This window comes from Moraxella sp. CTOTU48841, from assembly GCF_032061225.1.
Taxonomy (GTDB): domain Bacteria; phylum Pseudomonadota; class Gammaproteobacteria; order Pseudomonadales; family Moraxellaceae; genus Faucicola; species Faucicola cinerea.
Genome location: NZ_DAMBFQ010000004.1, coordinates 219,722 through 237,245, shown reverse-complemented (window position 1 = coordinate 237,245; position 17,524 = coordinate 219,722). Strand labels below are relative to the sequence as shown.

The 17,524-nt window shown below is 44.2% G+C and carries 12 protein-coding genes; 1 reads left to right on the top strand and 11 read right to left on the bottom strand.

The window, feature by feature from the left end; genetic code table 11:
- Positions 1-344: 344 nt before the first annotated feature.
- The 8 genes from RT034_RS06695 to RT034_RS06660 all read right to left on the bottom strand — a co-directional run bounded on the left by RT034_RS06695 (position 345) and on the right by RT034_RS06660 (position 13,994).
- Positions 345-2,426, bottom strand: coding sequence for a bifunctional 2',3'-cyclic-nucleotide 2'-phosphodiesterase/3'-nucleotidase (locus RT034_RS06695; protein ID WP_313015290.1), 2,082 nt, complete (start codon positions 2,424-2,426; stop codon positions 345-347).
- A gap of 199 nt (positions 2,427-2,625) precedes the next feature.
- Positions 2,626-3,720, bottom strand: a complete 1,095-nt coding sequence (locus RT034_RS06690) for an SIP domain-containing protein (RefSeq protein ID WP_313015286.1) — start codon at positions 3,718-3,720, stop codon at positions 2,626-2,628.
- 77 nt (positions 3,721-3,797) lie between these two features.
- Positions 3,798-5,930 (bottom strand): TonB-dependent siderophore receptor, encoded by a 2,133-nt coding sequence (locus RT034_RS06685; RefSeq protein ID WP_313015282.1) that lies wholly within the window; start codon positions 5,928-5,930, stop codon positions 3,798-3,800.
- Positions 5,931-6,067: 137 nt separating this feature from the next.
- Positions 6,068-7,762 (bottom strand): multidrug ABC transporter permease/ATP-binding protein, encoded by a 1,695-nt coding sequence (locus RT034_RS06680; protein WP_313015279.1) that lies wholly within the window; start codon positions 7,760-7,762, stop codon positions 6,068-6,070.
- A 95-nt stretch (positions 7,763-7,857) separates the two neighbouring features.
- Positions 7,858-10,104, bottom strand: a complete 2,247-nt coding sequence (locus RT034_RS06675; RefSeq protein WP_313015276.1) for a TonB-dependent receptor — start codon at positions 10,102-10,104, stop codon at positions 7,858-7,860.
- Positions 10,105-10,208: 104 nt separating this feature from the next.
- Positions 10,209-12,284: a Fe(3+)-hydroxamate ABC transporter permease FhuB gene (gene fhuB / locus RT034_RS06670; protein WP_313015273.1), complete on the bottom strand. Its 2,076-nt coding sequence runs from the start codon at positions 12,282-12,284 to the stop codon at positions 10,209-10,211.
- Positions 12,277-13,206: an ABC transporter substrate-binding protein gene (locus RT034_RS06665; RefSeq protein ID WP_313015270.1), complete on the bottom strand. Its 930-nt coding sequence runs from the start codon at positions 13,204-13,206 to the stop codon at positions 12,277-12,279. The genes fhuB and RT034_RS06665 overlap by 8 nt, the downstream gene beginning before the upstream one ends.
- Before the next feature lie 14 nt (positions 13,207-13,220).
- A complete protein-coding gene (locus tag RT034_RS06660) occupies positions 13,221-13,994 on the bottom strand; it encodes an ABC transporter ATP-binding protein (RefSeq protein WP_313015265.1) in 774 nt (257 codons plus the stop codon).
- 171 nt (positions 13,995-14,165) lie between these two features.
- On the opposite strand from RT034_RS06660, the gene RT034_RS06655 reads away from it, so the two are divergent.
- On the top strand, positions 14,166-15,281 hold the full coding sequence (locus tag RT034_RS06655) for a hypothetical protein (protein ID WP_313015263.1): 1,116 nt from the start codon (positions 14,166-14,168) through the stop codon (positions 15,279-15,281).
- A 147-nt stretch (positions 15,282-15,428) separates the two neighbouring features.
- On the opposite strand, the gene RT034_RS06650 is transcribed toward RT034_RS06655, so the two are convergent.
- The 3 genes from RT034_RS06650 to RT034_RS06640 form a co-directional block, all read right to left on the bottom strand.
- On the bottom strand, positions 15,429-16,064 hold the full coding sequence (locus tag RT034_RS06650) for an NAD(P)H-dependent oxidoreductase (RefSeq protein WP_313015261.1): 636 nt from the start codon (positions 16,062-16,064) through the stop codon (positions 15,429-15,431).
- A gap of 227 nt (positions 16,065-16,291) precedes the next feature.
- Positions 16,292-16,708, bottom strand: a complete 417-nt coding sequence (locus RT034_RS06645; RefSeq protein ID WP_313015258.1) for an Ohr family peroxiredoxin — start codon at positions 16,706-16,708, stop codon at positions 16,292-16,294.
- Positions 16,709-16,992: 284 nt separating this feature from the next.
- The gene (locus RT034_RS06640; protein ID WP_313015256.1) at positions 16,993-17,457 is read right to left on the bottom strand and encodes a MarR family winged helix-turn-helix transcriptional regulator; all 465 of its coding nucleotides are present in this window, start codon (positions 17,455-17,457) and stop codon (positions 16,993-16,995) included.
- Between the last annotated feature and the right edge of the window lie 67 nt (positions 17,458-17,524).

Here is a 17,524-nt window from a genome sequence, read left to right as displayed (position 1 = left end):
TGGTAGTGTGGTTCGCCCATGTGAGAGTAGGTCATCGTCAGCTCCCTATTCCAAACACCCCCTTACTGATGTAAGGGGGTGTTGCTTTTTGGCTGATTAATACGTTTTGTATAGGGTATTGTCGGAAACCTAAAACGCTGAGACACTACCCTTATGAAAAACGAACAACAAAACACAAGTGTCGTAAAATCCGGTATAAACGTAAGGAGGATGGCATGTCAAAGCTTGTCCGCTGTACCTTTTGCTGTACCTTTTAAATTAAAGCTTAATAAAATAGAAAAAGAAAAAGTGTGGCAACTACCACACTTTTTTTAACGATAAATAAAATACAAGTTTTTTGGCGATTAGTTTGATAAATCTATCGCATAATCTGCCAAGCCTTTATTTGAACCGTCGTCATTATTTACGACGCTAATATTGGTTAATCCTGCTTTTTGGGCAAAGTCAATTTTGTTTGCACTCGATTTAAAGGTTACAGGACCCGCTGTTTTTACTTTGGCAAACCGCCAGCTACGACTGCTACCATTATTGGTTAATGATAAATTCTTAGCCGCTTTGATGTAGTTAATCAGGACATCACGATTGGCATCAGGGGATTCAACTACATTGGTACTATTGATGCTGTAGTATTCCTTTAGACCTGATGCACGATAGTTATTGGTTGCGATGATAAATGGTGCGTTGTCTTCAATCGGCTTGCCTTTGTAGGTTAAGTTTTGGATACGGCTACCGATAGGTTTAGTCACATCAATTTCATATTGCACATCGGCTGAGGTAAACATATCAAAGTTATACCCAGGAAAAGTGCTGATTAACGATTGTGGTGTGGTAAGACTTGGGTTTATTTGATTAAAGCGTTTGGCAGAATTCTCTAGCCATTTTTTGATATCACTGCCTTGTATTTTTACTGCAAACACGGTATTTGGATACAGGTATAAATCAGCCGCATTGTTAATGGCGATATTGCCTTGAGCGACATCCGTATAATCTGAACCGCCTGCAAATCCGCTTTTAAATGGGGCACTCACCGATAAGACAGGGATATCTTTATATTGTGGCAAATTGACGTTAATGTAATCGCTGATATAATTGGCTTGGGCTTGGTTGACCACTTGAATCGCTGACACATCACCCACATCAGCAAAGTAAGAAGTCATTGAGAAATCGGATGTACCGATTGGGGTTTTGACATAATCAATAGTGGCATTATGTTCTGCCTGAATTAATTGAGCCACTCGCGGGTTAGCTGCTACAAAAGTTTTATCAGCATTTTGGATAGTACGCACTTCCACTTTGGTATTGTTTTTATTGACGACCCATTTTTTGCCATCAAAGGTTAAATTCAATTTGATGACGCCTAACCCTTTGCCCCAAAAACTTGGCATGACCGCAGGTACATTGTTTAAAAAGCCATTAACTTTATCAATACCTGCTTGGTCTAGGCGGGTGTCTTTGCTACTAGCATCGGGAAACACTTGATGTGTGTGTCCCATCAAAATCGCATCAATACCTGGCACTTGCGATAGATGCCAACTGGCGTTTTCCATCATTGGGCTGTATGGTGAGGTATCAATACCACCATGCGACAAGGCGACAATGACATCTGCACCTTCATTTTTCATTTGTGGCACATATTTTTCTGCCATTTCTTTCGCACCGGCGGTGGTGACTTTGCCGTCTAGCCATTTTTTGTCCCATTGCATAATACCGGGTGTGGTAAAGCCAATGATACCAATTTTTAGCGGTACGGTAACCGTCTTACCGTCTGGTGTGGTTGCCGTAAAGGTTTTGGTAATGATTTTATAAGGCTTAAACAGTGGCTGATTAGTGCGTGAACTAATGACATTGGATAAAACCAAGGGAAAGTCAGGTCCTTTACAAGCACTGGCACTTGCAGTTATGCCATCAACATTAAACTGACTGCCTGTAATTTGATTAAGATAGTTCAACCCATAGTTAAATTCATGGTTACCAATCGTACCTGCATCATATTTTAGGTCATTCATAACCTTATAAATGCCCAGTGTTTCGTCGCATTTGACAGGGTTGACCGTTGCTTGATAGTCACCTAAAGCACTACCTTGAATGGTATCACCGTTATCTAGCAAGATATTATTGGCAGATTCACTACGAGCGTTATTAATAAGCGTTGCGGTTCGCTCAAGCCCCAAACTTTTGTCTTCTGTCAACTTGTAATAATCATAACTCATGACATTATTATGTAAATCTGACGTTTCAAGAATAGTAAAGTTAAGGTTCGTATTGGTAGCGATTTGCTGTGGTTTAGGGTCATTACTATCATTATCATTGTTATTACAAGCAACAAGTGACATGCTTGCTACAATCATGGATGTGGTGAGGCAAATGCGCTTGATTTGCGTATTTTTATAATGATTGTTTTTATAATGATGGGTCTTATAGTTCATGATCGCTCACTAAATTAGGCTCAAATAAGAGCGTTGATAAATTTGTGAGATATCATAAAAAGGTTGCGTGACAAAATGATGAATAGTAAGCGGTTAATAAAATTCGCCGCCTACCGTCAAGCGACTCTGCAAACAACCAATTGTTACGACTAAGCACCCAAATACGCATCTGATTGTCTGCCCAATTCCGAGGTAGCCGTTAGCTTGCTCGCCAATACACTTTAAGTACGCTATTATCCCGACTTAACTGTAATAACTCATCCAATAGCGAACGCAATTTTTTCGTTGTTGTCGCTTCAAGACCACCCCAGATGTGGTCAATTTTGTGAGGATGTTGTTGTAAAAAATCTTGTAGTATCGTAAAAATCTGCGTATGCGGCAGTTGATTATCATTAGCTACAATTGGCAACACCGTTGCAGGATACTGGGCTAAAACGTCTTCTAAATAAGCCAAATCTTGCTGGCTTTGTAAAAAGGTCAGTACAATCGGCGGTATTGTCTGCTCGCTCATTTGCCACTGCTCTAACAGTCTCGCTACGGTCGGTAGTGAGGTTTCATCAGCGATTAATAGACTTTGTCCCTGTGGCTGATTAACATCGAGATGGTCGATTTTTTCGGGGAATTCTCGCTCACTGGTAAACACATCGCCTGTTTTTAACGATTTTACCCAGGTTTCGCCAAGACTGATTTCGCCGTTTTTTTCTCCATGACAATAAATATCTATCCAAGCCAGGTTTCGCGTTTCACCGTTTTCATCCACGGTTTGCCATGCCTTGCGAAGCGTATAATAGCGGTAGGGGCGGGGGTGTTTTTTTAGGTCGGTGTCGGGCAGTTTGACATCAAACAAAAACGCATAACCTGCAGGTAAATCGGATAAATCGCTATCGGTTTGCACTGTCAAACGATACATATGGTGACTGACCGCTTCCACGCTTTGCAGGCAAAATTGACGCTGCTTGATGTCAATGGTTTTTTTACCTTGTTTGCGGTCACTGCGCTGCAATAAGGCGACATATTGGTCGTTGAATTTTTCAAGGGTTTGGGTCGGCTCACTAAATGCCAAAAGCTGATTGTCTAAGTGCGGCTCGCTTTGCGCAAATTGCAAATCCAACAGCAAGCCTTGTTGATAGATTTGGCGTAAGGTCGCATTTTTTAAGGTTTTTTGCTGAACCTTGGTTAAGTTTAGCAAGCCTAATGCCATGTGCTTCATATCATCGCCATGGTCTTCGTTGATGTGATCGATGATGTCGGCAATTTCGGGGTCATCAAATAAAGTCAGATTTTCTGGGTGCATAGAATGTAATTTTTGTTAAAGGGCGATAAGGAAAGGACTTGGGGTAACAAGTCCTTTGTTTAGATTTATGAACCTGATTAAAACTTCGCGGTTAAGCTAACACTGGCTTGTCGCTCTGGACCCATCCAGCAATTATTGCGGTCATAACAACTACCCACGTAGGTTTTGTCAAACAAGTTACTGACAGTCAAGCCCACATCGAACGTGGGGTTAATTTGATAACTACCAGCCAAATCGACCAAGGTGACGCTTGGCAAAGTATCTGAGTTTTCTCTATCAATCTGCATCCCAGCGATGTGTCGCACACCCACTTGCACCGCGGTTTTGGCGTTGGGTTTCATACTTGCCCACAGTGTGGCGTTGTGTTTGGCAATTTGTTGCGGGGTATTGCCAACCAGTTGAGGATTAAACTCATCCTTGGTGATTTCGGCATCGACATAACCATAGCCGACACCCACATTGAACCAATCGTTGAAACGATGATCGGCAGAAATTTCAAAACCTTTTGACGTGGTTTCACCTGTTTGGGTTTGTTTGGTCCAGTCGATGGCAGTGACCTTGTCATTTTTGCGCGTGATATCGTAGGCAGACAACGTGGCTTTGGTGGCTTTATCTGGCGAGCTGTATTTTATACCGACTTCAACTTGGTTGGCGGTGGTGGGCTTAAAGGCTTCACCTGTAATATAGTTGACGCCCAATAAGGGTTGAAATGACTGAGCGTAGCTGACATAGGGAGCAAATCCATTGTCAAGTTGATACAGGGCTGACAATCGCCCGGATGTTTGCTTGGCTTCGTTGACGGTGGTTTTTGCATTGCTACCTGCGGCAGTGGTTTTGGTGGTGCTTTTATAGTCATCGTGGCGTAACCCTGCGACCACAGTAAGCTTGTTCCATTGCATTTCATCTTGTAGATAAACGCCGAATTGACTTTGCTCAATATCATCGGTTTGTTGATAGCCTGTCAAACTAAGGGCAGTTTTGCTAAATAAATCATAATCAGGATCACTTAAATCGATGATGGGTATGCCATTGTACATGGCATCTGCGTACTTAGCGGTGCTGTCGGTTTTTTGATAGTCCACACCCAATAATAAATTATGTGAGGTATTATCAGTAATCAGACTATAAGCCAATTGGTTATCGGTTGCCCAGTTGGTCATTTTTTCATCGGTCGTGTAGGCGGTGCGTATCAGCTTGCTGTCTGAGCCCTCGCTAAAGCCTTGATGGTAGGTGTTTTTTTGTTGGGCATCGGCATCGGTATAACGCAAGGTATGTTTAAAGGTTAACAAATCATTGATTTTCCAGTTGATGGTCTCGCTTGGCATAAAGACTTTTTTACTAAAATCATTCCATTCATCGCCGGCGTAGGCATCCGCGTCTAACTTACCATAACTGGCTTTATACACTGTGCCAACGCTTGGTAGTGGGGTAGAAGGGACTTGATGAGGGTCATCTTGATAATACAAATTGGCAAGCACAGAGATATTTTTGCTCGGTTTGTATTCGATAGAGGGATTGATTAATACCCGTTTTTCTTCGGTCGTTTGCATTTGTCCGTCTTTTTCACGGGCTAATGCCACCATGCGATAATTGGTGGTATCGTTAATAGGACCTGTGCTGTCAATGGCGATTTCTTTAAGATTATTGGTACCCGCCCGTAGTCTGATTTCGTTTTCGGGAGTGTTTTTTGGGGTTTTGGCGATTTGATTGACCATACCGCCCGGCTCATTATAGCCGTACAGTGACGAAGCAGGTCCCTTGAGTACTTCCACGGCTTCGGTGGCATAGGCATCGACTTGGGGCATTAAATTCCAAGTTCCATCATACGGCAGCCGCATTCCGTCATAAAAGTTAGAATAATTCTTAAAACCACGCAGGGTATATTCATCAAAAATGCCAACCGTCCCACGACTTTCGCTACTGACACCTGGCTCATAACGCAGCGCACTCGCGACACTGTCTGCTTGGCGTTGCTGCAATGTCTCTTGCTCGATACGAGAATAACTCATGGGGGTTTTTTCGGGGTCAAGGGCGGTCTTGGTAGCGGTGGTGCGGTAAGCATCACTACGAATGACCAAGGTATCTAATGTGGTTTCGGGTGCTTCTTCGCTATTGGTCGCAACGTCTGCCAGCACTTGACTGGCAAAAACATGGCTAATACCCACCGCCAAACACGCCCGTATTGCTACTGATAAAAAAGATAAACGCATAAGTGACCCCGCCCTAATAAATAATTACAGAAATTTACAGTATGGTAAAATTAATGAAAATAATAACAATAATCATTCTTATTTGCAATTATATTTAATCCGCTTTAACTAGTTTTACGGCAATCCATATCGACTGTTTAATGCTCACCAATCACTTTAATGGCATCTAGACTGGCTTTTTCGCGTTGCAAACCGGTCAGCTCGCTGAGTTCGCCATTTTTCATCATCAACAATCTATCCGCCTTTTCAAAATAGCTGTCATCATGACTAATAATAAAAAGCGTTTTGCCCATTTTTTGCAACATGGGAATAATAGTGTGATAAAACACACGGCGATAGGCAGGGTCTTGGTCAGCAGCCCACTCATCAAGCAGTAAAATAGACTTTTCTTCGGCGACAGCAAGTAGCATGGCAAGGCGTTTGCGCTGCCCCTGCGAAAGTTCGGTGGCGCTCAGTTGATTATCGGTGACGCTGACTTTTTCTTTGATGGCTAAGATATCAAGCCAATTGTCGATTAACTCGGCATTGGGCGTATTTTGCGCGTTTCCCATCACAGTGTTAAACAGATAAAAATCGCTATAAATCGCTGAAAATAACTGGCGATAATGGGGGTAATGTTCTGAGGCGACAGGCTGATTATCGATAAAAATACCGGCATTTTCCGCAAGTTTAGGCTGATATAACCCTGTGATGAGCTTGGCAAGTGTAGATTTTCCGCTACCATTGGCGCCAATTAAGAACACCACTTCGCCCCGTTTTAACGTAAAGTTGATATGCTTTAAGCCAAAATTTGCGCTATTGTCATAGTGATAATTTATATTTTTAAAAGTAATGACTTGCCAATTTGGGGTGAAAATTTGGGTATCAAAATTTGGGCTATAGTCAGCAAGCTGTAATGATTGTATTTTTTCCAAGGCAACTTTAGCCGTTTGCACGGTGGGAAATGCCCCAATCGCCATCAGTAGAGGCGACTGGATAAATAATACTGTGAGGGCAAACGTAGTGGCGGTGGCAGTATCTACCCAATGATAAATATTTGCTAGGGCATAAATCACCCCAATTACGGCAAACATCATAATATTTGACCAGCTTACAGCTGACAGATGAAAAGTATCGGCTTTGACAATATGGTTGAAATAGTCGCTTGCGTGGCGTTGATAATCATGGGTAAATAGGCGGTTGGCACGTTCACGATTTAAGGCAAGTTCTTTTCGTCCATCAATCACCGCTTGATAATCTTGATACAGTGCATCATTGATTTCTCGTAATGTGGCTAAATGGGCATACACATGACCAACGAGTTTACTGCTGATAAAAATGGTCAGCGTAATACACCCCATGACCACAAGCAGCATTGGCACGGATAAAAACCCCAAATAAACCGCAGTCGCTGTGCAGATAATCACCCCTTGCACCAGCTCAGGCAAGCGTACAAACGCTACAGTAATCGACTGCACATCGGTAGTTAAGCTGGCTAACAGTTTGGCACTACCGATTTTTTCAACTTGGGCGATTGAAGTATCTAAGATACGTTTTATCAGTTGCGAACGTAATTCAAACACAAAGCGATGCCCTAACTTGGTCAAGGCAAGCTGTGAAGTAAACGTTGTCGCTAATAAACCCATAATCGCTAGCAAAAATACCGCTAATATCTGCCAACTGCCTAAGAGGGGATTATCAGCGCCGACTGCTGCGATTAAAAAACGGTTAATAAAGGCGATAATAGCGACATTCACCAAGGCATTAAGCAGATTAAGCAAGATGACTTTGATAAAGGCAATACGGTGCTGTTGCCAGATGAGGGTCATAAGGGGCATGGTAGTAGGGAACATGTATTTCCTGTTTAGCTTTTATTTTTTAGGCAGTCTCAAATAAAAATCGGACAAAGCAAGCTTCATCCGATGGCAAACGTTAACAATGTGTCAAATTAAAAATCAAAGGTCGCTGACAGCTTCAATGTGCGTGGCTCACCTAAGGTAAGATAGCCTGCACCGTTGTCACCTGCGGTATTTTCATAACCGCCCACCGATGACCAGTAGTCTTTATCGGTGACGTTAGCAATCACCCCTTTGAGCGTGACTGCTTTACCCGCAAGTTGGGTTTTATATCTTGCGCCCAAATCCACAGTGGTATAGCCATCGACTGTTAGGGTGTTGGCATCATTGGCGTAACGTTTGCCGGTATGGATGACATCGCCCGTTAGGGTTAAGCCGTCTAGTTGTGGTAAGTCATATTCTAGCCCTAGGTTCAACAGGTGTTTTGCTGCACCGATAACTTGCTTCCCTTCAGTGGCATCGCTACCGGTGTCTTTTTGTTGGGTATCAAGGAAGGTCACGCCGCCTAGCACTCGCATATTGGTGGTGGGTTGTCCATATACATTGAGCTCAATGCCTTTATGTTGGTTTTTGCCGTGCGCTTCAAAGGTAGTATCAACGGTAGTATAACGCGGCTTGTTGGTTTGAAAAGCGGTGAGACCTGCGCCGATAACGCCGCGGTCGTATTTCACGCCGATTTCGCTTTGTTTGGTGACGTACGGTGACATGGCTTGACCTGCATTGGTCAGCTCAGTTGCTACGCCATCGATGGTGGTGGTGAGAGGGGCAGTTTCGCCTTTGCTGAGGCTTTGCATATAGTTAGCAAAGACTGACCATTCATTGCTAGGGCGATATAATAGGGCAAACGCAGGCGTGGTTTTACTTTCTTTATATTTGCCATTACTGGCTTGGGTGGTGGGGTCAAAACTTTCATCTTCAATGGTTTGGTGTCTTGCCCCCAAGGTCACTTGAAGTTTATCATCCATGAAGGCTAGGGTGTCTGCCAATGCCACACTGGTGAGCGTGGTTTCGCCTGTCTTGGTAGGATGGTCGATATCGCCGCCTGCCAACGCCGCCGCTGACCAGCTGGGTTTGGCGTACGAGGTTGGGTGATATAAATTGGTCGTCAGCGTGTTTTGCCAATCAAATTGATAAGGTGCTTTTATCTGTGCTTTATAGATATTGCCAGACACTACCCAGTTATGGTTGATTTTGCCTGAGGTCAGTTTGCCACGGATACCGATTTCGCCTGTGTTGATGTCGTCTTCACGGGCATTGTCAAAGCGGTAGGTGGTGCCATCGCCATTTAAATTGGTGACCGTCAAGTTAGCGAGCGAGTTCTCTTCTTCGCTATGACGGAAGCCATACGCGCCATACGCAGTCAAATTTGGGCTAAGGTCATATTCAGCCCGTAATGTGCCAAACACATCTTTTTCATTTGAATAACTCCACGGTTGCGACCAGTTGCTTTTGGCATCAGCGGCCTTGGGTACACGGGTCAAACCTGACAAGGTGACATTGGTGCGCGTTTTTTGCAGTTCGTTATTTTGATAGCCCAAATCTGCCGATAACCGCATGTTATCTTGGCGATAATCTAAGCCCAAACCGACCAAACCCAATTTGGCTTTTTCATCATCGACTGCTGTACCGCCGTCTTGATAGGCGACATTGGCACGCACACCGTACGCTTGATTTGCGCCAAACCGTTGTCCCACGTCTAGGGCAATTTTACCGTTTTCGGCATTTTCGCTGCTGATAGTGACTTTACGAATCGGCGTTTGAGTGGCACGCTTTGGCAGCAAATTGACTGTGCCTCCTTTATTACTACCCCCGGGTGCCATGCCATTTAGGAAGGTGCTAGCGCCACGTTGTACTTCGACCCGCTCAAATAGCTCACTTGCGATAAATTGACGAGGCATAATGCCGTATAAGCCGTTCATCATGGTATCGTCAGAGTTGGTGACAAATCCGCGAATCAGATAAGCTTCTTGAAAATTACCAAAGCCACGAGCCACACGCACTGTTGAATCTTTTTTTAGGATATCCCCAACAGAATCTGCTTGTTTATTTAAAATAAAGTCATTGGTATAGGCCGTGGTCGAAAAAGGCGTTTCCATGGTCGACTTATTACCCAAAATACCGATACGGCTACCTGTAGCGACTTGCCCACCTTGATAGGCTGGCGACAAACCAGTTTTTGACGCATCCGCACTGGCAGTCACCACGATTTCATCGAGTAAGGTTTCTGTGGCAGCATCCGTGGTATTTGCTTCTTCTGCCATCGCCGCGGTCGATAATAAGCCAATCGTACTCGCTGCCAAAGACGAACGCACGGCTAAAGATAATAGGGATAAACGCATATTCAATCACTCAAAAGACAATAGATAAAACATTTTGCGAATGATAACAATTATTATTTTTATTTACAATAAGTAATGATAGAGTAACCAAAGAAGTTATGTTTTTAATTTTTCATACCTTTCATCAACCATAAAAAATATAAACCGCCTACGATGGAAGCAATTGTGCCCGCAGGTATTTCATAGGGAAAAATTGCATAACGTCCCACCCAATCAGCAATCAACATCAATCCTGCGCCCAGTAGCGCTGATAAGGCTAATTGGTGAGGTAACTGCACTGCCCCGAGTGTCTTGGCTAAATGCGGCGTCATCAATCCAATAAAACTTAGCGGTCCAACTGCCAGTGTCGAAACAGTGCTTAACACCGCTACAAGGCTAAAAATCAGTATTTCGCTACGTTTTACTGATACGCCCAAACTGCGAGCGATAGTTTCATCTAGGCTAATCACCCTAAGTGGCTTTAGTACCAAAAAACTGAGTAAAAATAACCCTGTACCAATGACCATTAATGCCCACGCCGTCACAGGATAAGCATGATATGTGGTACCCGATAGCCAATTGAGCATCGCTTGTAAGCGAGGGTCACCTGACAGTTTGATTAAAGTTAACATACCACCCATCAATGCAGAAATCGCCACACCCACGAGTAACAAATAGCTTGAGGATAGCCGACGAGCAAGCCACAAAACTAACAGTAACACCAAACCCGCACCTAACAGCCCACCCAATAAAGGCAATCCCAATGCCCAAACAGAATCGGTTGCCAGTCCCAGTGTGCCTAGTATCACTGGACTGAGCACGAACACCAATACCACCCCCAATGCCGCACCTGAACTGATGCCCATGACTTCAGGACTTGCCATCGGATTTCGAGTCAAGTTTTGTAATAGTACCCCTGCGGTAGCCAGCATTAGACCTGTTGCCATTGCCGATAAGGTACGCGGCAGACGAAAATTCTCGATAAAACTTGCCTCGGTATGCCACCCAAAACTGCCCATCGCATCTGGGGAAATATGTAATACACCTACCGTCACAAGCAGCAACAACCCGACCGCAACCGCCCAAAAACCGCCACCAAAATATCGGCGTTTGCCGACCAACAGGCTAGGGCTTTGTTCGGCAATCATGGGCTGTTTAATTTGTCGAATGACCAACCAAATAATCAACCCGGCACCTAATATCCCTGTGACCGACCCCACAGGCAGCGTTATGTTAAGTAATGGTTTGAACCAGGGTGACAGCAGCATCACAATGTTATTAGTGAGCCATAACAACATCGCCCCAAAGGCAAATCCTGCCATTAAGCGTTGCCCAATCGGACGAATCGTTACTACATTAACGACACTTGCCGCAGCCAAGCCCACAAAACTTAAAACGCCCACGCGGCTTACCACGCTTGCCGTGACTACTGCAACAAGGGTTACTACCACCATACGCACAGCAACCACAGGCACGCCCAAGGCTTTGGCTTGGCGTTCATCAAGGCTCATGATGGTTAAAGGTTTGACCAAAAACAACAAGATAATGGGCAAGATTAAGCTTATTAGCACAAAAAACTGGCTATTTTGCCAACTGGTTTGGGTTAAGTTGCCGCTTTCCCATGCCATAACGCCCATAACCCTTTCTGAGAAAAAAATCATCAACAGTGAGGAAATAGCAGAAAACAAAATATTGACCACCAAACCACCCAAAATGAGCACCACAGGATTCATACGACTGTTGGCAGCAATCGCAAACACCAAGCCCATACTCAGCAATGCCCCAACAAATGCCACCCAAAAGCTACCATACAAGCCAAAACTGGGAAAAAACAGCGTCACAATTAATAAAGCCAATTGTGCCCCTGTTCCTACCGCAAGGGTACTATCTGAAGCAAGGGTATTTTTGACCAATTGTTGTAGCAAGACACTGACTACGCCCAGTAATCCCCCGGCAAATATCGCCACTAGCATAGTCGGCAAAATTTGTAACTGCGCCACCATTTGCGCTAAGGTTAGCGACTGTGAACGGGCAAATAATAACCCTAAGGCATCATGCCAAGTGGTTTTAACAACCAAAGCCGTGGTCATTAAAACCAGCGACAATAAGCCACTAAAAAGCCAAAGGGCAGGGGCATTAAAGGGTTTGGTAATTCGCTGATTATCTCGCTGGTTATGTTGTAGCCTAGTTTTATTACCCATGCGCCTTACCCCCTAACCAATGAGCCTGATTTAATCGCTCGCCAAATACCACCATAGAAGACACACCGCCATACAGCCAAATCGGCGGTAAGACTGCCATGCAGCGACTATTGTTAGCCCTTGCGCCATAGCCTAGCCGCTGCCACAGCAAATTCTTGGCTAATTCTTGACGTAGCATAGGACTAAACGGCTCAACCACTACCAAACAGGTATCATCATCAAGTTTTGCCAAATCACTCAATGCCAGCGAATTAAATCCCCAAAGATTGCCTTTACCCATCTGATCTTCAAGGGTAATCAAATTTAACCCCATCACCTCAAATGTCGGTCGAAACAAGCTATTGTTGGTATAAATCCGCAAATTATTGCTATCGGCAAACTGCACTACCGCAATTTTTTTGATGTGGGGATACTTTTGGCGAAATGTCGCACCAAGCTCGCCAAGCTGTTTTTTTGACTGGGTTAAAAATTGCTGGGCGCGCTGCGGCTGATGAATAATTTCACCTAGATGAAGTGTCGGTTCAGCATAGTCCTGCCAAGTCGCTACCGCGTTTTTTGACATAAAACTCACCGACTTATGGGGTGTGTTGCCGTAAGCAGGTCTTAGATGGGCATAAAAATCATTATCAATAATCACGATATTGTTAGAAAGTGAGGTGAGTTGGGCAAGCCGTTCAAAGTTTGGGGTGAATCGTTCCCCAATATCGATAATATCGCTTGGCAGCGAGGGCGTGCCCACCCATTCACGATAGCTTTTGGTATCGCCTGTGGCAATCGGTGGATAGCCTAGGGCGGTGAGTGTCGAAGCCACCGCCCAATCAGGGGTGATGACTTTGACGCTGTGAGCATCTGCGGGCGGTGCTTCAAGCTTTAAATCCCGCTGAGGCTGGCACGCTGTCAAAAAAAACAAAACAATCAACAAGCAACAAGCCCTCATCACACCACCGCCACTTTATTACCGGTGACTGGGTGACTTAATAAATGCAAATTGATACCAAAAATCTGGTCAAGCACTTGCGGTTGCATGGTACTGGCGATATCACCCACATGACAAAGCTTGCCGTTTTTTAACGCAATAAACTCATCACAAAACTGTGCCGCAAGATTAATATCGTGAATAATAATCACAATCGCCTTGTTTTTCTGCCGTGCCAAATCACGAATGAGACGCAGTATTTCAACTTGATAGACGATATCGAGCGGGGCAAGTGGTTCATCAAGTAGCAAATAAGGCGTATCTTGGGCGATACACATGGCAAGCCACGCCCTAGCGCGCTCCCCTCCGGATAGCGTTGCCACTGATTGCTCGGCAAACGGCGTGACTTGGGTGACCGCCATTGCTTCACGCACCCTAGTATGGTCTTGTGGCGTAGGCTTTTGTAGCCATTTTTGATAAGGGTATCGCCCTAACATCACCAGTTCGGCAACGGTAAATTGACTGGCATCAGGCAATTTTTGCGGTAAATAGGCGACTTGTTGGGCGAGGGTTTTTGGCGGTAAATCAAAGATTGATTTGTCAGTAAAATCCGGTAATAAAATCTGTCCGCTAGTGGGGGTGGTTTCCCCTGCCAAAGCTTTAATCAATGTCGATTTGCCCGAACCGTTATGCCCAATTAAGGCATAGATTTTTCCCTTCTCAATGGTGACATTGATGTTGTGTAAAAGGGTTTTTTGTTGGCGCATGACGGTAAGCGATTGGGTGGTTAGCATGAGTTGACCCGGGTCAAAGTTTTAAAATAGCAAATCATAGCATTGATGATAATAATTATCATTAATTTTTATAAATAAGAATTAATATCATTTAAGATATTGATAACGATTATCATTCACACTATAATACAGCGATTTTAAGACTTTTCCTAAACATACAGCGCTATAACTATGTCTATCCAACGTCACGCTAACTTTAGTCAAGCCCATTTCTCAAACGATATTAGCGCCATAGTCGATAAAAAGTCGGGCACGTTGGCACTGATTGGCGTATTGAGCTTACATGGTATCGTAGCGATTAGCTTGGCAAATATGGCAACGCCTGATATCAAACCGCCCAAAGTCACGCCACCGTTAGAAATTAGCTTTATCGCGCCACCACCTGCGCTAACCAAGCCTGAAGAGATGACGGTAACAGCCGAGCAACAACCGATAAAACAACTACCTAAGCCCGTCGAAAAGCCAACAGAAAAGTCCATAGAAAAAATAGCAGAAAAACCAGAAGAAAAGCCGATAGAAAAACCCATCAGCAAGCCTATTGAGAAAACAGTCGAAAAACCGATTGCTAAGAAACCTGTAGAACAACCGATTAAACCGTTACCCGAACCGTCGAAACCAGCAGAAAGACCGATCGTCAAGCCGCCACAAGTTGACCAAGACATTGTCATGGCAAGGCAACTAGCCCTCGCCAATGAGCGAGCCGAACAAGCGCAAAAACAACAACTTGAACACCAGCAAGCACTCGCCAGACAGCAAGACTTAAAACAACAACAAGAATTGGAGCGGCAACAAGAATTGGAACGGCAACAAGCGCTTGCACGGCAAAAAGCGTTGGACAACCAATTAATTGAACAACAAGAGCGTGAGCGCAAACAAGCAGAAATGGATCGTCAAAAAGCGTTAGCTGATGCCAAAGCCAGACAAGCAGATGAAGCTAGGGCGAAAGCCGAAAAGGCAAAACAACAACAAGCCGACAAGGATAAAGAAGCCCAACAAGCGCAAAATAATTCACCTGTGAGCTTTTCGGCAGGGCAAGCAAGTTGGCGGCGGCAACCTAGTTTTAGCTGTCATAGTGAAGACCTGGAAAACGGCGCATTAACAGCGATTATTCGCTATACGGTGGACAAGCAAGGCAATCCAACCAGCGTCACTTTAGCCAAATCGACCGGCAATGTCAGAGTCGATAGACAACTGTCTATGCAGGCTAAGAGCGGCAAATTTAACCCCTTTACCAAAAATGGCATACCGGTGGTAGGTATTGTCAATCTACCGGTTCGCTGTCAATAAAGATGATTGTTAAAAAAATCCGTACTTCATAAAACCTATCTCGTACAAATCGCTTTAACCAACATCACTTGCCCAGTGTAGATATAAAAAACCCTCTAAATAAGCTATTTAGCGGGTTTTTCTTAGAGGTTTTTGATAGCTGACGAATTAATTGTATTCAATCACAAAATCTTCAGTGGCTACGCGTACTTTTGCCATAGGCGCAATCCAATCACGTGCTGGATCTGAAACACCCACGTACATGATTACGATACTTTTTAGCCCCAATTTCTCTAAACCTAATACCTCGTCGATCAGCTTAGGATCAAAGCCTTCGGCAGGGCAACTATCTACTTTAAGCTCTGCTGCTTGAGCCAACGCAAGTCCTAAGCCAATGTAAGCTTGGCGAGCGATATGTTCAAAATTTTCGTCTGCGGTTTTTTTGGCCACACTTGCTTTGAGCATGGAAGTATAGCTATCAAAACGCCCTCTAGGTAAGCCACGCTCATCTGTGGTCATGTCATACACGGTATCAATTTTTTCGGCGCTATAATCCTGCCAACCTGCAAAAACAAGCACGTGAGAACATTCTTTCATGCAGTCAGGATTGAGCGCACCGGCTACTAGCTGCGCCTTGATGGCTTGGTTTTTTACCACGATAACTTTAAAGGGCTGCAATCCCGATGAGGTGGGCGCCAGTCGGGCGGCTTCGATGATTTTGTCGATATTTTCTTGACTCACGCTTTGGTTTGGATCAAAGGCTTTGACGGCATGGCGCCATTGTAAATTTTCAATCAGTGACATGAAATATTCCTAATCTAGTGATAAAACTATAACGATAATAGTAGAGCGATAAAAGTTATTGTCCGAGCATTTAAACAAAGCTAAAGAAAGCTCGTTGTTACCAATTTTGTCATTGGCTGTTAGAACGCTTGAAAGGCTTTCAACTTGCTCAACAAAACGGTGAATGTGCCCAAATTGGTCTTTGACAGTTGAGCACGCTGCTTGCAATGGAAATTATGTTAAATTGATTATGCCACTACTTGGGTATGCAGGCGTACGTCAACATTGCCACGCACAGCATTGGAATACGGGCAGACCTTATCCGTCGTTTCAACCAAGGCTTGGGCTTGCTCTTCGCTGACGCCGCTAAGTTCAATATACAAATCGATGTCAAGCGCGTAACCGCCTTGGGTATTCATGCCAAGTCCAACTACTGCTGAAGTTTTTGAGCTGACGCCTTCTAGCTTCATACGCTGTGCCACATGAGTCAACGCATTGTCAAAACACGCGGCATAGCCCATGGCAAATAATTTTTCTGGGTTGACGCCTGTGCTATTTTGCTCAGGGGATTGTAAATCAAAGCCCAGTGAACCATCTTCTAGTGCAACGTGACCTGAGCGGCCACCGGTTGAGATCGCAGTTGGGGTTTTATAAAAAATTTTCATAAGAGTACCTTATTTTGAATTGTTAAATTGCGTGAATGAATGAAAAAAAATCGGCGATAGGCGTTACAACATTCGCCCCAGTATTTAGGTTTTGATATTTAAGTTTTAAAAAATTATATTTTACACAATATAATTTTCAGTGCCTAGACAAGGTAATAAAATTCTCACACGCTGCATACAAACTAATAACAAATGACTAAAAATGCTAAATTTAACGATACCATGAAAAGACGCATGATAATAGATAAGACGTAGGCAGATAGCGCTTAATGCTAAAAATTTGTTTAAGGATTTTTGGGTGATAGAGTGTGGGTACACACCTCTGTATGAGTCTGGCAGAGTTTCTGCGCCACTTGTTGTAGCAGCTCTATTGCTTCGTCATCTAACTGCATGGCAGCTAACATCGCATTAGGAATGGTAGCGGCTTGGATTTTTAGCGCATCCCCTTTGGCAGTGAGCGATATTTGTACCACCCGTTCGTCTTGCGTGGCACGCTCACGGTGCACAAAGCCTTTGGCTTCAAGTCTTTTAAGTAAAGGGGTCAGGGTGCCGGTATCAAGGTCTAAAAAATCGCCCAATGTGCCGACAGTTTGTGGACTTTTTTCCCATAGCACCAGCATGACAAGGTACTGTGGATAGGTCAAATCCAAGGCTTTTAGCAGGGGACGATAGTGGTTAGTGATACTTTTTGACAGTGAATAAATGGGAAAACATAACTGGTTACTCAGTTTGAGGGCATCAAGGCTCATCGTATTTTTTGGGACTCTAGAGATGAAAGGGTCATTGACCACTATAGGAAAAAACGCATCTTTGTGC

Bases quoted from the DNA above. Each gene is read 5' to 3' on its own strand.
- RT034_RS06695 (WP_313015290.1), bottom strand. From the start codon at position 2,426: ATGAACTATAAGACCCATCATTATAAAAACAATCATTATAAAAATACG.
- RT034_RS06690 (WP_313015286.1), bottom strand. From the start codon at position 3,720: ATGCACCCAGAAAATCTGACTTTATTTGATGACCCCGAAATTGCCGAC.
- RT034_RS06685 (WP_313015282.1), bottom strand. From the start codon at position 5,930: ATGCGTTTATCTTTTTTATCAGTAGCAATACGGGCGTGTTTGGCGGTG.
- RT034_RS06680 (WP_313015279.1), bottom strand. From the start codon at position 7,762: ATGTTCCCTACTACCATGCCCCTTATGACCCTCATCTGGCAACAGCAC.
- RT034_RS06675 (WP_313015276.1), bottom strand. From the start codon at position 10,104: ATGCGTTTATCCCTATTATCTTTAGCCGTGCGTTCGTCTTTGGCAGCG.
- fhuB (WP_313015273.1), bottom strand. From the start codon at position 12,284: ATGGGTAATAAAACTAGGCTACAACATAACCAGCGAGATAATCAGCGA.
- RT034_RS06660 (WP_313015265.1), bottom strand. From the start codon at position 13,994: ATGCTAACCACCCAATCGCTTACCGTCATGCGCCAACAAAAAACCCTT.
- RT034_RS06655 (WP_313015263.1), top strand. From the start codon at position 14,166: ATGTCTATCCAACGTCACGCTAACTTTAGTCAAGCCCATTTCTCAAAC.
- RT034_RS06650 (WP_313015261.1), bottom strand. From the start codon at position 16,064: ATGTCACTGATTGAAAATTTACAATGGCGCCATGCCGTCAAAGCCTTT.
- RT034_RS06645 (WP_313015258.1), bottom strand. From the start codon at position 16,708: ATGAAAATTTTTTATAAAACCCCAACTGCGATCTCAACCGGTGGCCGC.
- RT034_RS06640 (WP_313015256.1), bottom strand. From the start codon at position 17,457: ATGAGCCTTGATGCCCTCAAACTGAGTAACCAGTTATGTTTTCCCATT.